The organism is Thioalkalivibrio sp. ALE9 (assembly GCF_000377445.1).
Taxonomy (GTDB): Bacteria; Pseudomonadota; Gammaproteobacteria; order Ectothiorhodospirales; family Ectothiorhodospiraceae; genus Thioalkalivibrio.
Genome location: NZ_KB898129.1, coordinates 1 through 25290 on the forward strand (window position 1 = coordinate 1; position 25290 = coordinate 25290).

General features: G+C 68.4%; 21 protein-coding genes and 3 tRNA genes. 6 read left to right on the plus strand and 18 right to left on the minus strand.

The window, feature by feature from the left end:
* The 4 genes from tuf to D106_RS0110300 all read right to left on the minus strand — a co-directional run.
* Positions 1-1181: elongation factor Tu (gene tuf, locus D106_RS0110285; RefSeq protein WP_018879975.1), on the minus strand; the 1181-nt coding region annotated here is incomplete at its 3' end.
* 66 nt (positions 1182-1247) lie between these two features.
* A tRNA-Thr gene (locus D106_RS0110290) sits at positions 1248-1323 on the minus strand.
* Between the two features lie 75 nt (positions 1324-1398).
* Positions 1399-1472, minus strand: a tRNA-Gly gene (locus D106_RS0110295).
* A gap of 56 nt (positions 1473-1528) precedes the next feature.
* Positions 1529-1613: transfer RNA gene (locus D106_RS0110300), tRNA-Tyr, on the minus strand.
* 216 nt (positions 1614-1829) lie between these two features.
* Here D106_RS0110300 and pilB point away from each other — a divergent pair.
* Genes pilB through zapD form a run of 5 tightly spaced genes read left to right on the plus strand, consistent with a single transcriptional unit; the run spans position 1830 to position 7148 of the window.
* Entirely contained in the window at positions 1830-3545 is a 1716-nt protein-coding gene (pilB, locus tag D106_RS0110305; protein WP_018865668.1) for a type IV-A pilus assembly ATPase PilB, read from the plus strand.
* A gap of 43 nt (positions 3546-3588) precedes the next feature.
* Positions 3589-4800 (plus strand): type II secretion system F family protein, encoded by a 1212-nt coding sequence (locus tag D106_RS0110310; protein ID WP_018865667.1) that lies wholly within the window; start codon positions 3589-3591, stop codon positions 4798-4800.
* A gap of 3 nt (positions 4801-4803) precedes the next feature.
* A complete protein-coding gene (locus D106_RS0110315) occupies positions 4804-5667 on the plus strand; it encodes an A24 family peptidase (RefSeq protein WP_018879976.1) in 864 nt (287 codons plus the stop codon).
* A gap of 9 nt (positions 5668-5676) precedes the next feature.
* Complete coding sequence (coaE, locus tag D106_RS0110320; RefSeq protein WP_018865665.1) at positions 5677-6321, plus strand: dephospho-CoA kinase; 645 nt, start codon at positions 5677-5679, stop codon at positions 6319-6321.
* 56 nt (positions 6322-6377) lie between these two features.
* On the plus strand, positions 6378-7148 hold the full coding sequence (zapD, locus tag D106_RS0110325) for a cell division protein ZapD (protein ID WP_018865664.1): 771 nt from the start codon (positions 6378-6380) through the stop codon (positions 7146-7148).
* Between the two features lie 33 nt (positions 7149-7181).
* On the opposite strand, the gene D106_RS0110330 is transcribed toward zapD, so the two are convergent.
* The 4 genes from D106_RS0110330 to D106_RS0110345 all read right to left on the minus strand — a co-directional run bounded on the left by D106_RS0110330 (position 7182) and on the right by D106_RS0110345 (position 13482).
* Positions 7182-8159, minus strand: coding sequence for a Nudix family hydrolase (locus D106_RS0110330; RefSeq protein WP_018865663.1), 978 nt, complete (start codon positions 8157-8159; stop codon positions 7182-7184).
* Positions 8140-9351 carry a bifunctional glutamate N-acetyltransferase/amino-acid acetyltransferase ArgJ gene (gene argJ, locus D106_RS0110335; protein ID WP_018879977.1) on the minus strand — a complete coding sequence of 404 codons (1212 nt, stop codon included), beginning with the start codon at positions 9349-9351 and terminating at the stop codon, positions 8140-8142. The genes D106_RS0110330 and argJ overlap by 20 nt, the downstream gene beginning before the upstream one ends.
* 12 nt (positions 9352-9363) lie before the next feature.
* Positions 9364-12162, minus strand: a complete 2799-nt coding sequence (gene secA, locus D106_RS0110340; RefSeq protein ID WP_018865661.1) for a preprotein translocase subunit SecA — start codon at positions 12160-12162, stop codon at positions 9364-9366.
* 429 nt (positions 12163-12591) lie between these two features.
* A complete protein-coding gene (locus D106_RS0110345) occupies positions 12592-13482 on the minus strand; it encodes a M23 family metallopeptidase (protein WP_026280645.1) in 891 nt (296 codons plus the stop codon).
* A gap of 45 nt (positions 13483-13527) precedes the next feature.
* Here D106_RS0110345 and D106_RS0110350 point away from each other — a divergent pair, with 45 nt between their 5' ends.
* Positions 13528-13968: a DciA family protein gene (locus D106_RS0110350; protein ID WP_018879979.1), complete on the plus strand. Its 441-nt coding sequence runs from the start codon at positions 13528-13530 to the stop codon at positions 13966-13968.
* Between the two features lie 16 nt (positions 13969-13984).
* On the opposite strand, the gene lpxC is transcribed toward D106_RS0110350, so the two are convergent.
* From lpxC to murD, 10 genes are all read right to left on the minus strand, one after another.
* Positions 13985-14905 (minus strand): UDP-3-O-acyl-N-acetylglucosamine deacetylase, encoded by a 921-nt coding sequence (gene lpxC / locus D106_RS0110355; protein ID WP_231372871.1) that lies wholly within the window; start codon positions 14903-14905, stop codon positions 13985-13987.
* 124 nt (positions 14906-15029) lie between these two features.
* Positions 15030-16187, minus strand: a complete 1158-nt coding sequence (gene ftsZ, locus D106_RS0110360; protein ID WP_017942791.1) for a cell division protein FtsZ — start codon at positions 16185-16187, stop codon at positions 15030-15032.
* A gap of 97 nt (positions 16188-16284) precedes the next feature.
* Complete coding sequence (ftsA, locus tag D106_RS0110365) at positions 16285-17520, minus strand: cell division protein FtsA (RefSeq protein WP_018879981.1); 1236 nt, start codon at positions 17518-17520, stop codon at positions 16285-16287.
* 23 nt (positions 17521-17543) lie between these two features.
* On the minus strand, positions 17544-18266 hold the full coding sequence (locus D106_RS0110370; RefSeq protein ID WP_026280317.1) for a cell division protein FtsQ/DivIB: 723 nt from the start codon (positions 18264-18266) through the stop codon (positions 17544-17546).
* 65 nt (positions 18267-18331) lie between these two features.
* A complete protein-coding gene (locus tag D106_RS0110375; RefSeq protein WP_018865655.1) occupies positions 18332-19270 on the minus strand; it encodes a D-alanine--D-alanine ligase in 939 nt (312 codons plus the stop codon).
* Positions 19267-20229: a UDP-N-acetylmuramate dehydrogenase gene (gene murB / locus D106_RS0110380; RefSeq protein WP_018879982.1), complete on the minus strand. Its 963-nt coding sequence runs from the start codon at positions 20227-20229 to the stop codon at positions 19267-19269. Before murB ends, D106_RS0110375 begins: the two co-directional genes overlap by 4 nt.
* Entirely contained in the window at positions 20226-21656 is a 1431-nt protein-coding gene (gene murC / locus D106_RS0110385; protein WP_018876475.1) for a UDP-N-acetylmuramate--L-alanine ligase, read from the minus strand. Before murC ends, murB begins: the two co-directional genes overlap by 4 nt.
* Positions 21653-22747, minus strand: coding sequence for an undecaprenyldiphospho-muramoylpentapeptide beta-N-acetylglucosaminyltransferase (murG, locus tag D106_RS0110390; protein WP_018879983.1), 1095 nt, complete (start codon positions 22745-22747; stop codon positions 21653-21655). Before murG ends, murC begins: the two co-directional genes overlap by 4 nt.
* On the minus strand, positions 22744-23949 hold the full coding sequence (gene ftsW, locus D106_RS0110395) for a putative lipid II flippase FtsW (protein WP_019583714.1): 1206 nt from the start codon (positions 23947-23949) through the stop codon (positions 22744-22746). Before ftsW ends, murG begins: the two co-directional genes overlap by 4 nt.
* Positions 23946-25289, minus strand: coding sequence for a UDP-N-acetylmuramoyl-L-alanine--D-glutamate ligase (murD, locus tag D106_RS0110400; protein ID WP_018876477.1), 1344 nt, complete (start codon positions 25287-25289; stop codon positions 23946-23948). Before murD ends, ftsW begins: the two co-directional genes overlap by 4 nt.
* Between the last annotated feature and the right edge of the window lies 1 nt (position 25290).

Sequence of the window (25290 nt, forward strand, 5' to 3'; positions counted from 1 at the left end):
ATCTTGGAGACGACGCCGGCGCCGACGGTGCGGCCACCTTCGCGGATCGCAAAGCGCAGCCCGTCTTCCATCGCGATCGGGTTGATCAGGGACACCGTCATCTTGACGTTGTCGCCCGGCATCACCATCTCGGTGCCTTCCGGCAGCTCCACCGAACCCGTCACGTCGGTCGTGCGGAAGTAGAACTGCGGACGATACCCGTTGAAGAACGGCGTATGACGACCGCCCTCGTCCTTGCCCAGGATGTACACCTCGGCCTCGAAATGCGTGTGCGGGGTGATCGAACCCGGCTTGCACAGCACCTGACCACGCTGCACGTCGTCACGCTTGGTGCCACGCAGCAGGATACCGACGTTGTCGCCCGCCTCGCCCTGGTCCAGCAGCTTGCGGAACATCTCGACACCGGTGACGGTGGTCTTCTGGGTGTCGCGAATACCGACGATCTCGATTTCTTCGCCGACCTTCACCACGCCGCGCTCGACGCGACCGGTCACCACGGTGCCACGACCGGAGATCGAGAAGACATCTTCCACCGGCATCAGGAACGCGCCGTCCACGGCACGCTCGGGCTCCGGAATCCAGCTGTCCATCGCCTCCACCAGCTTGTAGATCGCCGGGGCGCCCACTTCGCTCTCGTCACCTTCCAGCGCCTTCAGCGCGGAACCGGTGATCACCGGGGTGTCGTCACCCGGGAAGTCGTAGGAGGACAGCAGGTCGCGAACTTCCATCTCGACCAGCTCCAGCAGCTCCGGATCGTCGACCATGTCGGCCTTGTTCAGGAACACCACGATGTACGGCACACCGACCTGACGCGCCAGCAGGATGTGCTCGCGGGTCTGCGGCATCGGGCCATCGGCCGCCGACACCACCAGGATCGCGCCGTCCATCTGCGCCGCACCCGTGATCATGTTCTTCACATAGTCCGCGTGCCCGGGGCAGTCGACGTGCGCATAGTGGCGAATGTCGCTTTCGTATTCGACGTGCGCGGTCGCAATCGTGATCCCGCGCGCCTTCTCTTCCGGCGCATTGTCGATCTGGTCAAACGCACGGGCTTCGCTCCCGTACTTCTTGCCCAGCACCGCCGTCATCGCCGCCGTCAGCGTCGTTTTCCCATGGTCCACATGACCAATCGTCCCCACATTCACATGCGGCTTCTTACGCTCGAACTTTTCCTTGGACATTTCTCGCTTCCCCGGATCGTGACGCTAAAACTCAACAGCGACGCAGGTTGTACGCTGACATTAATATGGAGCTCATGACCGGATTCGAACCGGTGACCTCTTCCTTACCAAGGAAGTGCTCTACCGACTGAGCTACATGAGCCGGATAACTCTATTGCTATGGCTGCCAGGGCCTCGGCCGGGCCGCCCGCAAGGACGCACCACAACAGGCCAAACGTGGAGCGGGTGATGGGAATCGAACCCACATCATCAGCTTGGAAGGCTGAGGTTCTACCATTGAACTACACCCGCAGAACCCTGGCTTGCCTGACCACCGCCCACTATGGCCGCTGGCTTCAAAAACTCGATGGTGGAGGGAGGAGGATTCGAACCTCCGAAGGCTGAGCCAGCAGATTTACAGTCTGCCCCCGTTGACCGCTTGGGTATCCCTCCTCGATCAAGCCGCGTATTCTGAACCAGCGCGAAGCGCAGCGTCAAGCGCCTCGAGCATTCGCTTCCGGCCGCGGCGCAACAGCCTTGTCTTCTGCGGGGTTGATTCCTATGATCGGGGGCACAGCGGGGGGCGCCAGTGGTCCGCCAGGGCGTTTCCCTTCCGCCGCGGACGCACGTATTGTGTGGCCCATCACTGGTTTGTATACGCAGAGGCCCATGGCGAACACCACTACGGCACCGCGGCTCCCCGGGCTGGCCAAACGCCTGGTCGAGGCCGGCCTGATCGCGGAGGACATCGCCTCCCAGCTGGTCGAGGAGGCCCAGTCCCAGCAGACCCCCCTGATGACCCTGCTGGCCAGCAAGGGCCAGGTGGCGGAGGCCCGGCTCGCGGAGGCCGCCGCCGAGGAATTCGGGCTGCCGGTATTCGACCTCGCGACCTTCGAGCCGGAACTGCTGCCCAAGGATCATCTGAACGAGAAGCTGATCCAGAAGCATCACGCCCTCCCGCTGATGGTGCGCGGCAACCGGCTCTACATCGCCGTCTCCGACCCGACCAATCTCGGAGCCACCGACGAGTTCAAGTTCGCCACCGGCATGCCGGTGGAGGCCGTGCTGGTCGAGTCGCACAAGCTCGACCGCTTGATCGACAGCGCCCTGAGCGCCGCCTCGTCGCTGATGGACGACCTGGGGGACGACGGCCTCGACAGCCTGGCAATCGAATCGGGCGACGACGACAAGGACAGCTCGGACACCGCCGAGGGGGCGGACGATGCCCCGGTAGTGCGCTTCGTCAACAAGCTGTTGATGGACGCCATCAACCGCAAGGCCTCCGACATCCATCTCGAGCCCTTCGAGAAGGACTTCCGCGTGCGCTTTCGCATCGACGGCGTGCTGCACGAAGTGGCCCACCCGCCGAACTCCCTGGCACCGCGGATCACCGCGCGGGTCAAGGTGATGTCGCGCATGGACATCGCCGAACGCCGCGTGCCGCAGGATGGACGGATCAAGCTGAAGCTGTCGCGGACCCGGGCGATCGACTTTCGTGTCAGCACCCTGCCGACGCTGTACGGCGAGAAGATCGTGATGCGTATCCTCGACCCCAGCAGCGCGTCGATGGGTATCGACCAGCTGGGCTACGAGGAACATCAGAAGGAAGCCTATCTGCAGGCGCTCAGCCGGCCCTACGGGATGATCCTGGTGACCGGCCCCACCGGGTCGGGCAAGACCGTATCCCTCTATACCGGCCTCGGCATCCTGAACACCGCGGACCGCAACATCTCCACCGCCGAAGACCCGTCGGAAATCAACATGCCCGGGGTCAACCAGGTCAACGTGAACCCGAAGGTCGGCCTGACCTTCGCCAGCGCCCTGCGCGCCTTCCTGCGCCAGGATCCGGACGTGATCATGGTCGGGGAGATCCGTGACCTCGAGACCGCCGAGATCGCGATCAAGGCCGCGCAGACCGGCCACCTGGTGCTCTCTACCCTGCATACCAACGACGCGCCGCAGACGCTGACCCGCCTCGCCAACATGGGCGTGCCACCGTACAACATCGCGTCGTCGATCCTGCTGATCATCGCCCAGCGCCTGGCGCGGCGCCTGTGTCCGAACTGCAAGGAACCGGAACAGCTGCCGGAAGAGGTCCTGCGCAAGGAGGGCTTCACCGACGCCGATATCCAGGCCGGGGTGACTGCCTATCGCGCGGTGGGATGTGACCAGTGCACCAACGGCTACAAGGGCCGCCTCGGGATCTACCAGGTCATGCCCATCAGCGAGGAGATGCAGCGCGGCATCCTGGAGGGCTACAACTCCATGCAGCTGGCGGAACAGGCAGAAAAGGAAGGCATCGAGGACCTGCGCCGCGCCGGTCTGATGAAGGTAATGGCGGGGCTGACCAGCCTCGAGGAAGTCAATCGCGTGACCAAGGACTAGTGCCGCAAGGGGCACGGGTCACCAGCTACAGGGGGACAGGGGGATGGCCGATTCCGGGACGATCTACACCTGGGAAGGACTGAACAAGAACGGCGACCGGGTCAAGGGCGAGACCCCGGCCGACAACGAGGCCACCGCGCGCGCCGAACTGCGCAAGAACGGCATTAACGTCGTCAAGATCCGCAAGAAGCCGAAGTCGCTGTTCTCCGGCGGCAACAAGAAGATCGTGCCGGCCGACATCGCCTACTTCCTGCGGCAGATGACCACGATGCTGCAGTCCGGTGTACCTCTGGTGCAGGCGTTCGAGATCGTCGGCCGCGGGAACGAGAAACCCGCGATGCGCGACCTCGTTCTGAAACTGAAGGCGGACGTGGAAGGCGGCGAGACCTTTGCCAAGGCCCTGTCCAAGCACCCGCGTCACTTCGACGACCTGGTCACCAACCTGGTCGAGGCGGGCGAACAGGCGGGGACGCTCGAGACCCTGCTGGACAAGATCGCCACCTACAAGGAAAAGACCGAGGCCCTGAAGGCCAAGATCAAGAAGGCCCTGTTCTACCCCGCCGCGGTCGTCGTGGTGGCCATCGTGGTCACCGCGATCCTGCTGATCTACGTGGTCCCGCAGTTCGAGGCCCTGTTCCAGGGCTTCGGTGCCGACCTGCCGGTGTTCACACGGATGGTGGTGGACCTCTCGGAGTTCACCCAGAGCTGGTGGTGGGCGATCCTCGGGGTCATGGTGGCGATCGGCTTCGTCTTCGTGCAGGCCAAGCGGCGCTCGCCACGTTTCGCCCGCTTCCTCGACATCATCATCCTCAAGGCCCCGGCCTTCGGGCCGATCCTGCGCAAGGCCGCGATCGCGCGCTTCGCCCGCACGCTGTCGACCATGTTCTCCGCTGGGGTCCCGCTGGTGGATGCCCTGACCTCGGTCTCCGGCGCCACCGGCAACGCGGTCTACCGCGAGGCGACCCTGCGCATGCGCGACGAGACCGAGGCGGGTGGGCAGTTGCAATGGTCGATGCGCAACACCGGCGTGTTCCCCAACATGGTGGTGCAGATGGTCGCGATCGGCGAGGAATCCGGCTCACTGGACTCCATGCTGGCCAAGGTCGCGGACTTCTACGAGGACGAGGTCGACAACGCCGTCGACAGCCTGTCCAGCCTGCTGGAACCGCTGATCATGGTGGTTCTGGGCGTGCTGGTCGGCGGCCTGGTCATCGCCATGTACCTGCCCATCTTCCAGATGGGTCAGGTGATCTAGGGGATGCTGGCCGAGACCGGCGCGCAACTGGGCGCGTGGGCCCTGCCGATCGCCGGGGTCTTCGGGCTGCTGATCGGCAGTTTCCTGAACGTGGTCATCGCGCGCCTGCCGGTGATGCTGGAACGCGACTGGGAACGCGAGGCCCGCGCCATCCTCGAGCACGAACCGCCGGGCGCAGAGGAGCGTTTCGACCTGGTGCGCCCGCGCTCGCGCTGCCCGCAATGCCAGCGCCCGATCCGGGTGCTGGAGAACGTGCCCCTCCTCAGCTATCTGCTTTTGCGCGGGCGCTGCCCTGGCTGCGGCACCCGCATCAGCTGGCAGTATCCCTCGGTCGAGGCGCTCACCGCGCTGCTGTTCATCGTGACGATCTGGCACCTGGGGCCGACCGCCACAGGCCTCATGGCCCTGGTGTTCACCGGCGTGCTGATTGCGGCGGCCGGCATCGACGCCCGCACCACCCTGCTCCCGGACCAGCTGACCCTGCCCCTGCTCTGGCTGGGCCTGCTGGTCAATATCCCGGGGACCTTCACCGACCTGCAGTCGGCGGTCATTGGCGCCGTCGCCGGCTACCTGGTGCTGTGGCTGATCTTCCATGGCTTCCGCCTGCTGACCGGCAAGGAGGGCATGGGCTTCGGGGACTTCAAGCTGCTGGCCGCGCTGGGCGCCTGGCTGGGCTGGCAGGCCCTGCCGGTCATCCTGCTGCTGGCCTCGCTGGTCGGCGCCGTAGTCGGGATTGCGTTGATCCTGCTGCGCGGCCGTGATCGCAATATCCCGATCCCGTTCGGCCCCTATCTCGCCGCCGCCGGCTGGCTCGCGCTGATCTGGGGAGACGAGCTGCTGGCCCTCTACTTCCCCCAGGGATTCTAGGCGACGGGCATGCTGCGGGTCGGACTCACCGGGGGGATCGGCTGCGGCAAGAGCCGGGTCGCGGGGTTGTTCGCCAGCCTCGGCGTGCCGGTGCTGGATGCCGACGCCATCAACCGCGAGCTGCAGACACCGGGACACGACCTCTACGCTGCCATCGTGAACCGCTTCGGGCCCGGCGTCCTGGATGCCCGCGGGCACCTGGACCGCGGCGCCCTGCGCAGCCGGATCTTTGCCGACCCGGGGGAGCGCCAGGCGCTGGAGGCCCTGGTCCACCCCGCGGTGGAGGCCCGCATCGAGGAAGACCTCGCCGCGCTGCCATCCGACACGCCCTACGCCCTGATCGTGGTTCCACTGCTGTTCGAGGCCGGCTGGGAGAACCGCTTCGACCATGTGATCGTGGTCCACTGCGAGCCCCACGAGCAGATCGCCCGCGTCACCCAGCGTGACGGCCGCAGCAGCGCCGAGGTGGAGGCCATCCTGGCGGCCCAGATGAATCCCGAGGAGCGCCGCCTGCGCGGGGACAGCGAAATCCGCAATCGCGAAGCCACAACGGAGGCCGACTTGGCGAACCAGGTAGCAGAACGCGACGCCGCCCTGCGCGAGCTGTCCGCCACGACCGCCTCCCGGGTGGAAATCCGCCCCCCGAATACCTGATACTGCCGGGATTCCCGGGCCATGCACCTTCAGCCCTCCTGCCGAACGGGCACGCCGTGAGCCAGACCCTGACCTTCGAACAACCGCTGCATGAACGCGTGCGCCTCCTGCTGCGACTGGAGGCCCTGAACGCGCGCTTCGCCGACGCACTGGAGTCGGGGCGGCCGTTCGACCACCACGAGGCCCTGGTCTCCCTGGTCGATATCTACGCGCTGGTGACCCGCGTCGACATCAAACGCGAGCTGATGGGCGAGATCGAACGCCAGACGGTCAACCTGAACCGCCTGGCCAACCAGCCGGGCGTGGATGCCGAGCGCTTCCGCGAAACCATGGACACGCAGAAGCGGCTCCATGATGCGCTGGAGGAACAGGCCGGCGCCCTCGATCACCGCGTGCGCGGCAGCGAGTTCTTCTCCAGCGTACGCCAGCGCATGGCCCTGCCGGGCGGCGCCTTCGACTTCGACCTGCCGATCTACCACTACTGGCTCGCACAGCCAAGCCAGGCGCGCAGCGAACTCCTGCTGGAGTGGTTCGAGCCGCTCAATACCGTCGCCGAGGCGACCGCCCAGGTGCTGCGCTACATGCGCCGCTCGGGCCACGCGGAGCCGGTCACAGCGGAGGAGGGCTACTTCGAGCGCAGCCTGGACACCAGCCATGCCTGGCAGCTGATCCGGGTGACCGTCGACCCCACCCTCGGGGTCTATCCGGAGATCAGCGGCGGACGCCAGCGCTTTACCGTGCGCTTCTTCGCCCCGGGCGACTTCCGCGAGCGCCCGGTTCCGGCCAGTCGCGACGTCCCCTTCCAGCTCTGCTGCTGCGCGATCTGACACCGTGACCGGGCTCGTTGCCCGGCGACGGGATCAACCGTCCAGCAGCCCGCGAATGCCGGCAATCCCCTGCGCTCCCGCCCGGCGCGCCTGGGCCAGGTGCCCCGGGGTCATGCCTCCCAGCGCATAAACCGGTACGCCCGCACCGGCCGTCCAGGCAGTGAAGCGCTCCCAGCCCAGCACCTCGGCCCCGGGGTGGGTGGCGGTCACCTCCACCGGCCCGAGGACCACGAAATCCAGCCCCAGCGCGGCGACCCGCGCGAGCCCGGCCCGGTCATGCACCGACGCGCCGATCCAGCCACCCCGGTCCGGACGCGTCTCCAGTTCGCGCCAGCGCCGCTCCGGCAGATGCAGCCCCACCTCCGGGAACCCGGTCAGCCAGTCCGCCGGGGCGTTGGCCAGCACCGGGATACCCAGCGCGCCGGCGGGCCCGGCGATGGCCGCGAGGAAGTCGCGATAGGCCGACGCGTCCAGCGCCGGCGCCCGAACCTGGACCATGCCGGCCCGGCCCGCGCGCAGGGCCCGGACCACGCGCTCCGCGATCGCGTCGGCCTGGCCCGCATCGTCCGGGGACGGGGTGATCAGATAGCGCTCGGGGAGCCGCAGCGCGTTGAGCATCGCGCGGTTGGCCGCCGGGAAATCCGCCGGGTCGAGGGTGTCCGGGCGCAGCCACGCCATGGTCTGGCCCTCGCGCGGCGCGGGTTCGCCGGACCACGTGCTCACGCGAAACACGTGCAGGCGCACGGCGCGCTCCGAATAGCGGTGATCAATGGTCAGGCACTGAACCGCAGCGCCGACCCGGACGCCCAGTTCCTCATCCAGCTCGCGGGCCAGGGCCGTGGCCGGCGATTCCCCCGCGGCCACCTTGCCCCCGGGGAATTCCCGAAACCCGGCCAGGTGCTGCCCGCGCGCACGGCGCGTGACGAGCACGCGGCCCCGGGCATCCAGGATCAGCCCGATCGCGACCTCGACCGGCCGGGAGACAACCGGTTCAGGACCGGTATTCGGCATTGATGCGCACGTACTCGTGGGAGAAGTCGCAGGTGTACTTGCGCGCGCCCGCGGGGCCCCGGCCGAGGTCGATGCGCACATGAATCTCGTCCGCGCCGAAGGCCCGCTGGCCATCGGCCTCTGCATAGGCCGGGGCCCGGCCACCGTCGCGAACGATCTCCACATCATTCACGTGGATCGCGACCCGCTCGATCGCCAGGTCCGGCACACCGGCGCGCCCCACCGCCGCCAGGATCCGGCCCCAGTTGGGGTCCGAGGCGAACAACGCGGTCTTCACCAGCGGGGACAGCGCGACCGTCTCGGCCACCTGCGCCGCTTCTTCGCGCTCCCGCGCCCCGGTCACCTCCACGGTGACGAACTTGGTCGCGCCCTCGCCATCGCGCACGATCGCCTGGGCCAGCTCCAGACACACCGCCGCCAGCGCGGCGAGAAACGCCTCCCGATCCGCCGGCGTGGCGAGCCCAGCGCCGCTGGCGCCACTGGCCATCACCACGACCGCATCGTTGGTCGAGGTATCGCCGTCCACCGTGATCGCATTGAAGCTGTCGCGGTTGGCCACGCGCAGCAGGCCCTCGAGTTCGGCGGCGTCGATGGCGAGATCGGTCCCGATGAAGGCCAGCATGGTCGCCATGTCCGGGTGGATCATGCCGGAACCCTTGGCGATGCCCGTCAGGGTCACTTCGCCCTGCGACAGGGAGACGCGGCGGCTGCAGCCCTTGAGCACGGTATCGGTGGTCATGATCGCACGCCCGGCCTGCATCCAGGTATTGGGCGCCAACCCGGCGTACAGGACCGGCAGGGCCGCGACGATCCGCTCGACCGGCAGCGGCTCCCCGATCACGCCGGTGGAAAACGGCAGGACCGCATCCGCGACGGTCCCGGTAAGGCCGGCCACCGCCTCGCAGGAGGCGCGCGCGGCGGCCAGCCCGGGCTCGCCCGTACCGGCATTGGCGTTGCCGGCATTGATCAGCAGCCAGCGAGCGTGCCCCCGCGCCTGGTGCTCGGCGGCCACCACCACGGGCGCCGCGCGGAAGGCATTGGTGGTGTAGAGCGCGGCGATGGTCGCTTCCGGGCCGGCGTCGATCAGGACCAGATCGTCACGGCCGGCGTAACGGATGCCGGCTGCGGTCGCGGCCAGGCGGATGCCCGGCACGGGATGAAGGACCTCCGGGGCGATCAATCCAACGGCCATTGTGGGCGTCCCCTACAGCTTGCCGTGGCAGTGCTTGAACTTCTTGCCCGAACCGCACCAGCAAGGCTCGTTGCGTCCCAGCTTGGGCTCCTCGCGACGATAGGGGGCCTCGCCACTGGCGACCGGCTCGCGGCCCTCCGCCTCGCCTTCGGCATCGGGCTTCAGGGCGCTGTCGGGGTTCTGGTGCTGGAACTGCAGGTCGTCCTCGGCCGGCGCGGCCTTCTTCGGCTGTAGCGCCTCGACCTCCTCCGGCGACCGCAGCTGCATGCGCAGCAGGAACTTCACGACATCGTGCTTGATGCGTTCCAGCAGGGACTGGAACATGGCGAAGGCTTCCTTCTTGTACTCCTGCTTCGGGTTGCGCTGAGCGTAGCCGCGCAGCCCGATGCCCTGGCGCAGGTAGTCCATCGCGGCCAGGTGTTCCTTCCACTGGCTGTCCAGGACCTGCAGCATCACGTCACGCTGCAGCCGGTTCATGGTCTCGTCGCCCAGCTGCTCGCGCTTGCCGGCCAGCATCTCGCGGGCATGCCCCACGATGCGTTCGCGCAGCGGCTCTTCGTGGAGGTCGTCCTCGTCGTCCAGCCACTGCTGCACCGGCAGGTCCAGCCCGAACTCGCCGTTGAGGGCCTGCTGCAGGCCCTCAACGTCCCACTCGTCCTCGATCGAGCCCGGCGGGATGTACTGGCTGATCTGGGCGTTGACGACGTCCTCGACCAGGGTGTCGATGGTGTCGCTGATGTCTTCGGTGGTCAGTAGTTCGGCGCGCTGGTCATAGATCACCCGGCGCTGGTCGTTGGCCACGTCGTCGTATTCCAGCAGCTGCTTGCGGATATCGAAGTTGTGGGCCTCGACCTTGCGCTGGGCGTTCTCGATGGCGCGGGAGACCCAGGCGTTCTCGATCGCCTCGCCCTCCTTCATGCCCAGGCGCTGCATCAGCCCGCGCACGCGCTCGGAGGCGAACACCCGCATCAGGTTGTCTTCCAGCGACAGGAAGAAACGGCTGGAGCCCGGGTCACCCTGACGCCCGGAGCGCCCGCGCAGCTGGTTGTCGATGCGCCGCGACTCGTGGCGCTCGGAGCCGATGATGTGCAGACCGCCGGACTCGAGCACGGCATCATGGCGCTGCTGCCAGTCGGCCCGGATGGCCTCCTGCCGGGCCGTGTCCTCCGGATCCACCTCGGCCAGTTCGGCATCCAGCGAGCCGCCCAGGACGATGTCGGTGCCGCGCCCGGCCATGTTGGTCGCCAGGGTCACGGCTTTGGGACGGCCGGCCTGGGCAATGATCGAGGCCTCGCGCTCGTGCTGCTTGGCGTTCAGGACCTCGAAGGCGATGCCGGTCTTTTTGAGGGCCTGGGCCAGGCGTTCGGAGGCCTCGACGGATGCAGTGCCGACCAGCACCGGCTGGCCGCGATCCACGCACCACTGGATCTCCTTGATGATGGCGGTGTATTTCTCTTCCTGGGTCAGGAACACCAGGTCCTGCATGTCTTCGCGCACCAGCGGTTTGTTGCCGGGGATCACGACCACTTCCAGGTCATAGATGGTCTTGAACTCGTATGCCTCGGTGTCCGCGGTACCAGTCATGCCGGCGAGTTTGTCGTACAGCCGGAAGTAGTTCTGGAAGGTGATCGAGGCGAGCGTCTGATTCTCGCGCTGGATCGGCACGCCTTCCTTCGCCTCGATGGCCTGGTGCAGCCCCTCGGACCAGCGCCGCCCGGCCATGATGCGTCCGGTGAACTCGTCGATGATCTGGACCTTGTCGTCGCGCACCAGATAGTCGACGTCGCGATGGAACAGGGCGTGCGCGCGCAGGGCCGCGTTCAGGTGATGCAGGACCGCGATGCTCGCGGAGTCGTACAGGGTCTGGTGTTCTTCCAGCAGACCCGCCTGGCGCAGCAGTTCCTCGGCCTTCTCGTGACCCTCTTCGCTGAGGAAGACCTGTTTGGCCTTCTCGTCGACAAAGTAGTCGCCCTCGCTCTCCTCGTCTTCCTGACGAGTGAGCTGCGGCGGGATGGTGTTCAGCCGCTCGTAGAGTTCCGAGCTGTCGCCGCTGGGGCCGGAGATGATCAGCGGGGTACGCGCCTCGTCGATCAGGATCGAGTCGACCTCGTCCACCACCGCGAAGTTGAGCGCCCGCTGCACCCGCTGGTCGGCCGAGAAGGCCATGTTGTCGCGCAGGTAATCGAAGCCGAACTCGTTGTTGGTCCCGTAGGTGATGTCCGCCGCGTAGGCCTCCCGACGGGTGACCGGGCGCAGGTGCTCGAACCCGCCCTCCTCGGCGTGATAATCCGGATCGAAGAGATAGGAGGCGGAGTCCACGCCCAGGCCGCCGGAGCTGTTGACCACGCCCACCGAGAGCCCCAGCGCGTGATAGAGACGCCCCATCCAGGCGGCATCGCGCCGGGCCAGGTAGTCGTTCACCGTGACCACGTGCACCCCGTCGCCGGTCAGTGCGTTGAGATAGGCCGGCAGGGTCGCGACCAGAGTCTTACCCTCGCCGGTACGCATCTCGGCAATGCGGCCGTCGTTCAGGACCATGCCGCCGATCAACTGCACGTCGAAATGGCGCAGGCCCATCACCTGCGCGCTCATCGCGCGGCACACGGCAAAGGCTTCCGGCAGGAGCTTCTCCAGGTCCTCGCCCTCGCCCAGGCGGCGCTGGAATTCCCGGGTCTTGTGGCGCAGCTCGTCCCGCGACAGCGCCTCGGTGGAGTCGGCCAGGGCATTGATGCGTTCCACCGCGCGGGTATAGCGCTTGAGGATGCGATCGTTGCGACTACCGAAGATCTTCTGAACGAGCTGCTTGACCATGGGGATCCGTAAGGGTTGGCTGAAACCCGCCTAGGATAAACGATCCGCCGGGGAAACGCTGTGCCGGGAAAACGGCTTTCCGGGAGGCCACCGACGCCGAATCCCGCGCCGCGCAGCCACTAGGGAGACGCTGATTGAATCGCACGTCCGCATTGGTGCCCCCTGTTTTCCGAGACAAGGCGCGTCGTGCAGCGGGTAGTGGTTCTACCCGCAAGGGGCGCAACGCAGGGTCGGGGAATAGGGGGCACCAACCCCGCAAGCGATTGAATGCAGGGGCTCGGGCGCCCGTTGCTGATCAAAAACGGGCGCGCGCACGGCGTTGCGGTTGTTCCCTTGTGCAGAGTGACTGCACGGCAGTCACCGCGCCTTGTTCGCACGCAAAAGCGACTCGAGCGCGGACGTGCGATTCAATCAGCGTCCCCCTAGGTGTCAGTCCCGATCGGGAAGGAAGTTGTAGGGGTTGAGGGCCTTGCCGGCATCCACCACCTCGTAGTGCAGGTGGGTGTCGGTCGCGCGGCCGGTGCGGCCCATGGTCGCGATCACCTGGCCGGCCTCCACGCGCTCGCCAGCCTCGACCAGGATCTCCGCATTGTGGGCGTAGCGCGTGTTCAGGCCGCCGCCGTGGGCGATCTCGACCAGGTTGCCGAAGCTGCTGCGCCGCCCCGCGAACACCACCAGACCGCCACCCGCCGCGCGGATCTCGGAGCCGGGCCGACCGGCAAAGTCCATCCCTGAGTGGAACCGCCGATTGCCGGTGAACGGATCCTCGCGGTAGCCAAACGCCGAGCTGATCCAGGCATCATCCTCGACCGGACGAAGCCGCGGCGACAGGGCCTCGCGCGAGGCATCCAGGCGCAGCTCGGAGCCCACGAGGTCCACCGCGGCGCTGTGCCGGCCCAGCAGGTGCTCCAGCGCCTGCAGGCGGTCGTGCACCTCCAGCGGCGAATCCGGTCCTTCCAGCAGGGGCCCGCCCTGCCCCCCGGTCTCCGGCGCCAGATCGGCCACGTCGAGCCCGAGGGAGTCGCCCACCGAGCGGATGCGCAGATCCACACGCGACAACTGGCGTTCCAGCGCCACGACCCGTTCGACCAGATGATTCAGGCCCTCGCGGGCGGCTTCGCGCTCCACCGTCTCGACGGCCACAGGATCCAGGGTATTGGTCACCGGAATCCGGACCACCTCGCGCTGGCTCTGGCCGACCAGGTAGGCCGCCACCACCGCGGCCGCCATCAGCAGCACCAGCACGCCCCCCGACACGGCCATCGCCCACAGGGGCAGGCGTGCACAAAGGCCGTCCGGACGTAGTACGATCAACTGCATGCGAATCCTCTTGTTCTCTCCGCCTTGCGCCACCGGGTTACCGGGATGACACCGCAGCGGATCACCCGTTTCATCGCCCGCGACTGGTCCGCGCACTCCGGCCGCGACCGCGGCGTGGAGCGCGCCCTCGAGGGCCTCGCCGGCAATGCGCTGAAGGCGCGGCGACTGGCGTTCACCCTGCGCGAGGACACCCTGGTCGCGATCTGCGCGGACCGCGGCCTGGCGACCGAGCTGCGCTTCCAGCAACGCGAACTGCTCAAGACCCTGCGTGCCGCGGGCTTCGAGGGCATCGAGCAGATGCGCATCCGGCTGTCCCGGGTGCCCCGCCCTGCCGAACCGGCCGCGCGGCTGCAACGGCGCGAGATCCCGGAAGCCGCCCGGCAGATCCTCGCCGACACCGCCTCTCGCATTGAGGATCCCGAACTGGCCGGTGCGCTGGATCGGCTCGCCCGCGCGGCGCGCCCGTCCCCGCCGAAGCCGGACTGAACCGGCGCCGCGGTATTCAGCCTGCCGGCGTCGGTGCCAGCTGGCCGAAGGAGATCGGCAAGCGCTCGCTCGGGTCCTCGAAGGTGACCTTTTCCCAGGCCGTCTCGTCGGCCGCGAGTTGGCGGATCAGCTGATTATTCAGTGCATGCCCGGACTTGTGCCCGGTGAAGGCGCCGATCAGGCTGTGGCCGAGCAGGTACAGGTCCCCGACCACGTCGAGGATCTTGTGCTTGACCAGCTCGTTGTCGTAGCGCAGACCGTTCTCGTTCAGGATCTTGTAGTCATCGAGCACCACGGCATTGTCCAGGCTGCCGCCCAGCGCCAGCTGGTTGGCCCGCAGGGCCTCGATGTCGCGCATAAACCCGAAGGTTCGGGCACGCGAGACCTCCTTCACGAAGGAGGTGGACGAGAAATCCAGCTCGGCGCGCTGGCTCCCGTCGGTGAACATCGGGTGTTCGAAGTCGATGCAGAAACCGACCTTGAACCCCTCGTAGGGATCGAAGCGCACCCATTTGTCGCCCTCGCGGACTTCCACGCTGCGCTTGACCCGAATGAATTCCTTGGGTGCGTCCTGCTCTTTCAGCCCGGCGGACTGCAGCAGAAACACGAAGGGACCGGCACTGCCGTCCATGATCGGCACCTCGGCGGCGCTCACGTCGACGTGCAGGTTGTCGATGCCCAGTCCGGCTATGGCCGAGAGCAGATGCTCTACGGTCGAGATCCGGACATCACCATTGACCAGCGTGGTCGAAAGCCGTGTGTCGCCGACATTGTCGGCGCAGGCGCGAATCTCCACGAAGGGATCAAGATCGCAGCGATGGAACACAATCCCGGTGTTCACCGGGGCCGGCCGCAGGGTCAGCACCACCTTTTCTCCGGTATGCAGTCCTACCCCGGTCGCCCGAATGCTGTTCTTGAGCGTTCTTTGCCTGATCAACGAATTGAGCCTCTCTCTTTCAGGAGAGCGCATAAGGGGAGCCCGGGCCCTCCCGGGCTCCTCATGCACACAACGATTGCCGCATTATTGCAGGATTCCGCTCGTCCTGCATGTGCCGGCGCTCTCAGTCCGCCTGTTTGCGCAGAAAGGCCGGAATATCCAGCACATCAATGCCTTGCTGCTGGTTGTAGTCCACCGCCAGATTGTCGCCACCGCGGCGCTTGACGGTCGGCTGGTCGAGGTCGACTTCGACGTCGGAACCGACCGCCTTCTTCGGCTGGGCATCAACCACCCGCACCTGCGGACGTTCGGACTGCGAAGCCGGGGCCCCCAGGCCGGTCGCCACCAGGGTGACCCGCAGCTCGTCGGTCATCTCGGGGTCGATCACCGTCCCGACGACGACGTTGGCGTCTTCCGAGGCCAGGGCCTTCACCGCCTCCCCGACTTCCTCGAACTCGCCGATACCGACATCCATGCCGCCGGTCACGTTCACCAGGATGCCGCGCGCGCCGGAGATATCGATGTCCTCCAGCAACGGGCTGGCGATCGCGGCTTCGGCCGCCTCGCGGGCACGGTCCTCGCCGGAACCGGAGCCGGTCCCCATCATCGCCATGCCCATCTCGCGCATCACGTTGCGCACGTCGGCGAAGTCGACGTTGATCAGGCCCGGGCGGGTGATCAGCTCGGCAATGCCCTGCACCGCGCCGAACAGCACGTCATTGGCGGCCTTGAAGGCGTCCAGCAGCGTGGTGTTCTTGCCCAGCACCGTCAGCAGCTTCTCGTTGGGGATGGTGATCAGCGAGTCGACCTGCTCGGTCAGGGCCTTGATCCCGGACATGGCCACCTGCATGCGGCGCTTGCCCTCGAACGGGAACGGCTTGGTGACCACCGCCACGGTCAGGATGTTCATCTCCTTGGCGATCTGCGCCACCACCGGCGCGGCCCCGGTACCCGTACCACCGCCCATGCCGGCGGTAATGAAGACCATGTCCGCGCCCTGCAGCAGGTCCTGGATGCGCTCGCGATCCTCCAGCGCGGCCTCGCGGCCCACGGAGGGATCCGCCCCGGCCCCCAGGCCCTTGGTGATGTCGCCACCCAGTTGCAGCAGCGTCTTGGAATCCAGGCTCTTCAGGGCCTGGGCATCGGTATTGGCGCAGATGAAGTCCACGCCCTCAAGTTGCGAGTTGACCATGTGCTGCACGGCGTTGCCGCCGCCGCCCCCGACGCCGACGACCTTGATCGTCGCGTTCTGGCTATAGGTATCCATCAGTTCGAACGTCATGATTGCGTCCTCTCGTTGCGTGTGTACAGGTACTTCTGTTGGCCTGCGTCATGGCCGGAGAGCGGTCCGACCCCCAAAGATTCCGGTGTCCCGATCATCAGAACTGCCCGGAAAACCAGCGCTTCATGCGCGCCCATACGCCCTGGAACCCGCTGCTCACGGGCCGGGCCTCCTGCTCCGCACGCGACTCGCGGGCGTAGAGCAGCAGCCCCACTCCCGTCGCGTGGATCGGATTCTTCACCACATCCAGGAGCCCGGTGACGCGTTGCGGCACCCCCAGGCGTACGGGCATGTGGAAGACCTCTTCGGCGAGGTCCACCACACCTTCCATTCGAGACGATCCGCCGGTCAGCACGACCCCGGCGGCGATCATTTCCTCGGTGCCGCTGCGGCGCAGCTCCGCCTGCACCAGCTGCAGCAGTTCCTCGTAGCGCGGCTCGACCACGGAGGCGAGCGTCTGGCGCGACAGCCGGCGCGCGGCCCGATCGCCCACCCCGGGCACCTCGATGCTCTCACCCGGGTCGGCCAGCGAGCGCAGCGCGCAGGCGTACTTGATCTTGAGTTCGTCGGCGTACTGGGTCGGCGTGCGCAGGGCGACCGCGATGTCGTTGGTCACCTGATCCCCGGCAATCGGGATCACCGCGGTGTGCATGATCGCGCCATGGGCAAACACCGCGATGTCGGTGGTCCCGCCGCCGATGTCCACCAGGCAGACACCCAGGTCCTTCTCGTCCTCGCTGAGCACCGAATAGCTGGAGGCGAGCTGTTCCAGGATGATGTCGTCCACCCGCAGCCCGCAGCGCTCCACGCACTTGACGATGTTCTGCGCCGCGGACACCGCGCCGGTGACCAGGTGCACCTTGGCCTCCAGCCGCACCCCGGACATCCCGATCGGCTCGCGGATGCCCTCTTGCTCGTCGATGATGTATTCCTGCGGCAGCACGTGGAGGATGCGCTGGTCGGCCGGGATCGCGATCGCGCGCGCGGCGTCGATCACCCGGTCGACGTCGCCCGCGACCACCTCGCCGTCCTTGATCGCCACCACGCCGGTGGAGTTGTAGCTCTTGATGTGAGAGCCGGCGATCCCGGTGTAGACCGAGTGGATCTCGCAGCCGGCCATCAGCTCGGCCTCCTCGACCGCGCGCTGGATCGACTGGACGGTGGACTCGATGTTCACCACCACACCCTTCTTCAGCCCGCGCGAAGGGGAGGACCCGATCCCGATGATCTCGATCTCGCCTTCCTCGGTCAGCTCCCCGACCACCGCCTCGATCTTCGAGGTCCCGACGTCCAGGCCGACGATCAGACCGAGTTCCGACTTCTTTGCCATCATCTTTCTGCGTCCTGTCGTTCGTGTCATCGGGCGTCCCCCGCACCGTCATCCGCCGCATCCGCCCAGGCCACCGCGAGCCCGTGCGGATAGCGCAGGTCGATCCGTTCCACCGGGGCATCGCGATAATCGCGAATCGCCGGCACCGCGCGGACCAGCTGACCCAGGCGGCTCAGATCGGCATCCCGGCCCATCAGCACGCGCACGCCGTCCGCCAGGTGGATGCTCCAGTCATGGCGCGCCCCTTCCTGCAACCCGGTGACCTCCAGCCCGGCATCGGCCAGGCGCGCGGAGACCTCCAGGTAGCGATGCATCAGCACCACCTGCCGCCCATCCGTCCCTGCGAGGGCCGGCAGCCCCTCCCAGTCATCCAGCGCCACCGGCCCGAACAGCCGGCCGTGGCGGTCGACCAGGTGGTCGTCGCCCCATTGCGCCACCGGCACCGGCTCGCGGATCTCGACCACCAGCGTGTCCGGCCACTGGCGGCGCAGGCGCACCGTGTCCACCCAGGGCTGGGCCTCCAGCGCCGTGCGCAGGCGCTCCAGCTCGACCCCGACAAAGCCCGATGCATGGGCGCGGGCCAACTCCTGCACGGCCGCGACATCCGCGTGCTGCGGGTTGCCGGTCACCTCGATGCGCTCGATCGGCAGCCAGGCATCCGGGTCGAACTGCAGCCAGGCCAGCGCGCCCAGCACCAGCATCCCGGCGAGGCCCATGCCGGCCATCAGGCGCAGCCCCGGGCCAGCCAGGCGGCGCAAGGGCGATGGCCCCTGCGACTGCGGCCGGCGCGCGGGTCGGGTTGTGCGGCGTGCGTTCAACGCAGCCCTCCACACTCGAAACTGGAATCGAGGATGCGCAGGCACAGCTCGTCAAAGTCGATCCCGGCCTGCGCGGCCGCCTTGGGCACCAGGGAGTGATCGGTCATGCCCGGGATGGTGTTCACCTCGATCAGGAAGTTCTCGCCGTGCTCGTCCTGCAGGATGTCCACCCGGCCCCAGCCGCAGCCCTCCAGCGTCGCGAAGGCCGCGATCGCCAGGGACTGCAGCTCCAGCAGCGCGCTCGAATCCAGCGGGGGCGGGCAGACGTAGCCGGTATCATCGGCCTCATACTTGGCGTGGTAGTCGTAGAAGCCACCCGGGGTACGGATCTCCACCACGGGCAGCGGCTCGTTGCCGAGGATCGCGACGGTGTACTCGCGCCCGCGGATCCACTGCTCGGCGAACACCTGGCCCGGCTGCAGCCGGGCCGCCTCGAACGCCGCCGGCAGATCCGCGACGCGATCGACCCGCGTGATGCCGAGGCTGGAGCCCCCGCGGGCCGGCTTCACGATCAGCGGCAGGCCCAGGGCCTCGGCGACCGCCTCCGGATCGAAACCGGGTGTCAGCAGGCGGTAGGGCGCGCTGGGCAGATTGCTGCCCGCCCACAGCCGCTTGCAGGCCAGCTTGTCCATGCCCAGCGCGGAGCCAAGCACGCCGGTCCCGGTGTATGGCACACCCGCCATGTCGAGGCAGCCCTGCAACGTGCCGTCCTCGCCACATTCGCCGTGGAGCACGATAAACACCCGGTCGAAGCCCTCCAGCGCCAGGCAGCGGGCACTCTCGCGGGTCAGGTCCAGCGGGTGGGCATCCACGCCCTGGCGCTGCAGGGCCGCCAGCACGGCCTGGCCACTCTGGAGCGAGATGTCGCGCTCGCCGGACCAGCCACCCATCAGGACCGCGACCCGGCCGTAGTCTTGTGCGCTTCGCTTGCTCATGCCGTTCCCTCGCTTGTCTCGTTCGCACCCGCGGCGCGTCCCAGCACCCGGACCTCCGGCTCCAGGTGCACCCCGAAGCGCCGCTCCACCGCGTCCTGGGCGTGGCGCAACAGCCATTCGATATCGGCGGCGCGGGCCGTCCCGTCGTGGGTGATGAAATTGGCGTGCTTGGGCGAGATCTCCGCCGCGCCGCGGCGCAGGCCCTTCAACCCGGCCGCCTCCACCAGACGCGCCGCGTGATCCCCCTCCGGATTACGGAAGACCGAACCGCAGGACGGCAGACCCAGCGGCTGCTTCGCCGAGCGCTCGCGCAGGAGTTCGCGGATGCGTCGGGTTCCGGCTTCGGGGTCGCCCGGGGCCAGCCGCAGCACGCAGCCGGTGAACCATTCGTCTTCCGGGCCCCGGACACTGCGGTAGCCGATGGAGTAATCCGCCGGCGTGCGGGTATGCAGTTCACCGCGCACATCCACCGTGGCCACCGATTCCACCAGCGGCCAGATCTCGCCGCCCCAGGCCCCCGCATTCATGTACAGCGCGCCCCCCACCGTGCCCGGGATGCCGGCCAGGAACTCGGCCCCGACCAGCCCCTCGCGGGCCCCGAAGCGCGCGGCCTGGGCACAGGCCAGCCCGGCGCCCAGCAGGAGACGATCACCGTCCAGACGCCGGCGCTCGTTGAGGACACCCGACAGGTGCACCACCAGCCCCTCGACACCCCCGTCGCGGATCAGCACGTTGCTGCCAAGCCCGAGGAAGGTCACCGGCATCTGCGGGGCGTGGGTCGCGTGGTCGCGCAACGCGGCCACCAGGTCGTCGAGGTCGACCGGCTGGAACAGCCAGTCGGCCGGCCCGCCGACCCGCCACGACGTGAGCCCGGCCAGCGGCACCCGGGCCTGCAGCCGCCCGCGCGGCTCCCCGGCGAACGGCGTCGCCATCGGCTCGATCTCGCGCGCCGCCATCATGTGCCCCCCTCGCCGGACGCGCTCAGCTGTTCGGGGAGCAGACCGGCCAGGCGGCCAATGTCGCCGGCGCCCTGGGCAATGACCACGTCATCCGCGCGCAGCATGCGCCCGAGGACATCGACGACGTCGTCGGCCCGCTCGACAAACACCGGTTCGACCTGACCGCGCAAGCGGATGGCCCGCGCCAGGCTGCGGCCGTCGGCACTGGGGATCGGCTCCTCGCCGGCGGCATACACCTCCAGCAGGATCAGCACATCGGTCTCCGACAGCGCCTCGACAAAGTCCTCGAACAGGTCGCGCGTGCGGGTATAGCGATGCGGCTGGAAGATCGTGATGCGCCGCCGATCCGGCCAGGCATCGCGCGCGGCGGCCTGGGTCGCGGCGATCTCCCGCGGGTGATGGCCGTAGTCGTCGACCAGGGTCACCGGGCCGCTGGGGGCCTGCCAGGACTGGACCTGGAAGCGCCGGCCGATGCCCTGGAAACGCTCCAGCGCGGCCTGGATCGCGGTCGGCGCCACCTCCAGCTCGTGCGCGACCGCCGCCGCGGCCAGGGCGTTCAGCACGTTGTGGCGGCCGGGCAGGTTGAGGGTCACGGGGAATGCGGCCTGCCCCGGCAGGGCCAGATCGAAGTACATGCGCACGCCTTCCTGGCGCACATTCAGGGCGCGCACGTCGGCCGGCTGCTCGATGCCGTAGGTCAGGCGCGGGCGCTCCAGTTCCGGATACAGGTCGCGCACCTGCGGGTCGTCCGCGCACAGCACGGCGATGCCGTAGAACGGCAGGTGATGCAGGAACTCGAGGAAGGTGGCGCGCAGCTTGCCGAAGTCGTTGCCATAGGTCCCCAGGTGATCGGCATCGATGTTGGTCACGATGCTGATCATTGGCTGCAGATGGAGGAACGAGGCATCGCTCTCGTCGGCCTCGGCCACGAGGTAGTCACCGGCCCCGAGGTTGGAGTGACTGGCCGTGCTGTTCAGGCGCCCGCCGATCACAAAGGTCGGATCCATGCCCGCCTCCGCCAGGACACTGGCGACCAGGCTGGTGGTGGTCGTCTTGCCGTGGGTGCCGGCCACCGCGATGCCGTAGCGAAAACGCATCAGTTCGGCGAGCATTTCGGCGCGGCGCACAATCGGGATACCCCGACGACGGGCCTCCTGGACCTCTGGGTTGGACGGGTTGATCGCGCTGGAAACCACCAGCACGTCCGCGTCCGCCACATTCGCCTCGGTATGGGCCGCCACCACCGGGATGTCCATCGCCTTCAGGCGCTCGACCATCGCCGACTGCCCCAGGTCGGAACCGGAGACCCGGTAACCCAGCTGGTGCAGGACCTCGGCGATCCCGCTCATGCCGGAACCCCCGATCCCGACGCAGTGGATACGGCGAATGCGGCGCATTGCGTGACGCGGCAGGCGCGTGGCGTTCATGACGATCCCTCCGGGCGGGCACCCGCCATCTCCATGCAGGCGTCGGCCAGGCGCTGCACCGTGTCCGGGCAGGCCTGCTCGCGCGCCAGGACCGCGCGGGCCCGCAGGGCCTCGCGATCCAGCGGCCCGACCCGGTCAAAGATGGCCTGGGCCGTCAGTTCGGCATCCGCGATCATCCAGGCCGCGCCCGCGCGCACCAGGGCCTCGGCGTTCGCGGTCTGGTGGTCATCCACCGCATGTGGATAGGGGACGAAGATCGCCGGCACCCCGGCGGCGGCCACCTCGGCCACGGTCAGGGCCCCGGCGCGACAGATCACCAGGTCCGCCCAGGCGTAAGCGGCGGCCATGTCCTCGATAAAGGCGGAGATCTCGGCCGCCAGCCCGGCTTCGGCGTAGGCGGACCGGGCCTCCTCCAGGGTGCGTTCGCCGGCCTGGTGGCGGATGTTCAGGGGCTGTTGCGCCGCCACCATCGCCAGGCCCGCGGGCAGGGTCCGATTAAGGGAGCGGGCACCCAGGCTGCCCCCCAGGACCAGGATGTTCAGCGGGCCTTCGCGCTCGTCGAAGCGGACCTCCGGGACGGGCAGGCCGGCGATCTGCGCGCGCACCGGGTTGCCCACGACCGTGACCGCCACCCGTTCGGGAAAACTGTGCTCGAAGCCGGAGTACACCCGGTCGGCGACCTTCGCCAGCCAGCGGTTGGTCAGGCCGGCCACCGCGTTCTGTTCGTGGATCGCCAGGGGGCGCCCCAGCGCGGCCGCCATCAGGCCGCCGGGCCCGGCCGCGAAGCCGCCGAAACCGATCACGGCGTCCGGGCGCAGGCGCGTCATCAGGCCCAGCGCCGCCCACAGCGACAGACCCAGCCGCCACGGCGCCAGCGCCAGCCCGATCACGCCCTTGCCGCGAATCCCGGCGATGGGGAGGGTTGTCAGTTCGATGCCGGACTCCGGTACCAGCCGCGCCTCCACGCCGCGGGTGGTACCCAGCCAGCGCACCTCGGCGCCGCGGGCACGCAGCTCCTCGGCCACCGCCAGCCCGGGGAACACGTGGCCTCCTGTGCCGCCAGCCATGATCAGGATGCGCGGGGCGTTCATGCCGCACCTCCCCGCCGGCGACGGGACGGCTGCGCCGCCCGGGGAGCGGGCACCTGGGCCTCGCGGTAGACGCGCATCACCAGGCCGATGGCCGCCAGCGAGACAATCAGCGAACTGCCGCCGTAACTGAGAAACGGCAGGGTCAGCCCCTTGGTCGGGAGCAGCCCCATGTTCACGGCGAGGTTCAGGAAGGCCTGCAGGCCCATCCAGATCGCCACGCCGAACGCCAGATGGGAGGCGAAGGCATGGCCGGCGCGCTCGGCATACAGGCCGATACGGATGCAGCGCCAGACCAGCACCCCGAACAGCGCGATCAGGGCGATAACGCCGACAAAGCCGAACTCCTCGGCAAAGACCGCAAACAGGAAATCGTTGTGCGCCTCCGGCAGGTAGAACAGCTTCTGCACGCTGTTGCCCAGCCCGGCCCCGAACCAGCCGCCGGAACCGATCGCGATCAGCGACTGGGTCAGCTGAAAGCCGGTGGCGAACGGGTCCTGCCAGGGGTCGAGGAAGGCCGTCAGGCGCGCCACGCGGTAGGGTGCCGCGACCGCCACCACCGCCATACCGGCGCCGATCGTGACCCCCAGCGCGGCGAACTGCCACAGCTTGGCACCGGCGAGGAACAGCATGCCCATGCCGATCGCCAGCATGATCGCCGCCCCCCCGAAGTCGGGCTGCAGCAGCATCAGGATGGTGCCCACCCCGAGCACAATCAGCGGACGGATGAAGCCGAGGAAATGCAGGCGCAGCGTCGAGTAGTGGCGCACGATGTAGCCGGCGAGGTACATCACCACCAGCAATTTCACCAGCTCCGCCACCTGGAGGTTGAACATGCCCAGCGGGATCCAGCGGGTCGCCCCGTTCACCGTGCGGCCCACCCCGGGGATCAGCACGGCGATCAGCAGCACCATCACCAGGATCAGCAACCAAGGCCCCGCGCGCTCCCAGCGCGCCAGCGGAACCGACCACAGGAAGGTCGCCACCGCCAGACCGATAGCGGCGAAGATCACCTGGCGCTGGAAGAAGTGCCAGGTATTGCCGAAATAGCGCTCGCCCAACCCCATGGAGGCCGAGGCGACCATCACCAGCCCGATCCCCAGCAGGGTCGCCGCGACCGCCAGCAGAGGCAGGTCCACGTGATCGCGCAGGCCGGCCACCAGGCCGCGATCCGGCAGTCCGAGGCGGCTACTCGAGACACTCATGCCGCGAGCCCCCGCACCGCGCGGGCGAAGTCGTCGCCGCGCGCCTGGTAATTCTCGTACATGTCCAGGCTGGCACAGCCCGGCGACAGCAGCACGGTATCCCCGGGCTCCGCCCAGGCGGCGGCCTGGGCGACCGCGGCGGCCATGTCGTCGACGCGCTGCACCGGCACCACTGATGCCAGGGCGCGGGCGATGGCCGGCGCGTCTTCGCCCAGCAGGACCACCCCGCGGACCTTGCCCGGGATGTAATCCGCCAGCGGGGCGAAGTCCTGGCCCTTGCCCTGCCCCCCGGCAATCAGCACCAGCGGCCCCGGCGTACCGCGCAGCGCGGCCAGGGTGGCGCCCACGTTGGTACCCTTGGAGTCGTTGATGTATGCGACCCCGTCGACCTCGGCAATCCACTGCGAGCGGTGCGGCAGCCCGGGGAACTCGGCCAGCGCCGCCAGTGCGCGGGCCCGGGGCGCGCCTGGCTCCAGCCACGGCCAGGCCAGCGCCAGCGCGGCCAGGGCGTTGGCCCAGTTGTGCTGCCCCCGCAGGCGCAGGCGACCCGTGGCGAGAAGGCCCTCGTCGCCATGCACCAGCTCGGGGCCATCCTCGGGGGCCGGACGCACGCCGAAGTCGACCGCACGCGGCGGGGCGTCGAGACCGAAGGAGATCACCTGCAGGTCCTGCGGCAGCGCGATCTCGCGCAGCCAGGTGTCCTCGCGATTCAGCACGCCGCGCTGGGCGCGATCCAGGATCCGGGCCTTGGCGCGTACATAGGCGTCCAGATCGGCGTAACGGTCCAGGTGGTCGGGGGAGATATTCAGGATGGCGGCGGCGGCCGGCGCCAATGTGTGGCTGCGCTCCAGCTGGAAGCTGGACAGCTCCAGCACGTACAGATCGGGCGCCGATTCCAGCAGGTCCAGCGCCGGGGTCCCGAAGTTGCCGCCGACCGCGACACGGTAGCCAGCGGCCTGGAGCAGCTCGCCCACCAGGGCGGTCACGGTGCTCTTGCCGTTGGAGCCGGTGATCGCGATCACCGGGGCGGTCGCCTGCTCGGCGAACAGATCGATGTCCCCGATCAGGCGGGCACCGGCCGCCTGCGCCTGCTGCAGGACGGGGTGTTCCAGGGCGACACCGGGCGAGACCACAATTCGGGCGAAGGCCGTGGCATCCAGATCGTCCAGCGGCCCCACCCAGGCGGCGTTCACCCAGTCCGCGCCCGTAGCCAGCGCCGCGGGGGCCGCCCGGGTATCGGTGAGCGCAAACGACTGGCCCTGCGCGCGCAGGAAGCGGGCCACCGACAGTCCGGTCGCCCCCAGGCCCACGATCAGGTTGTCGCCGCTGGCTCGCATCATG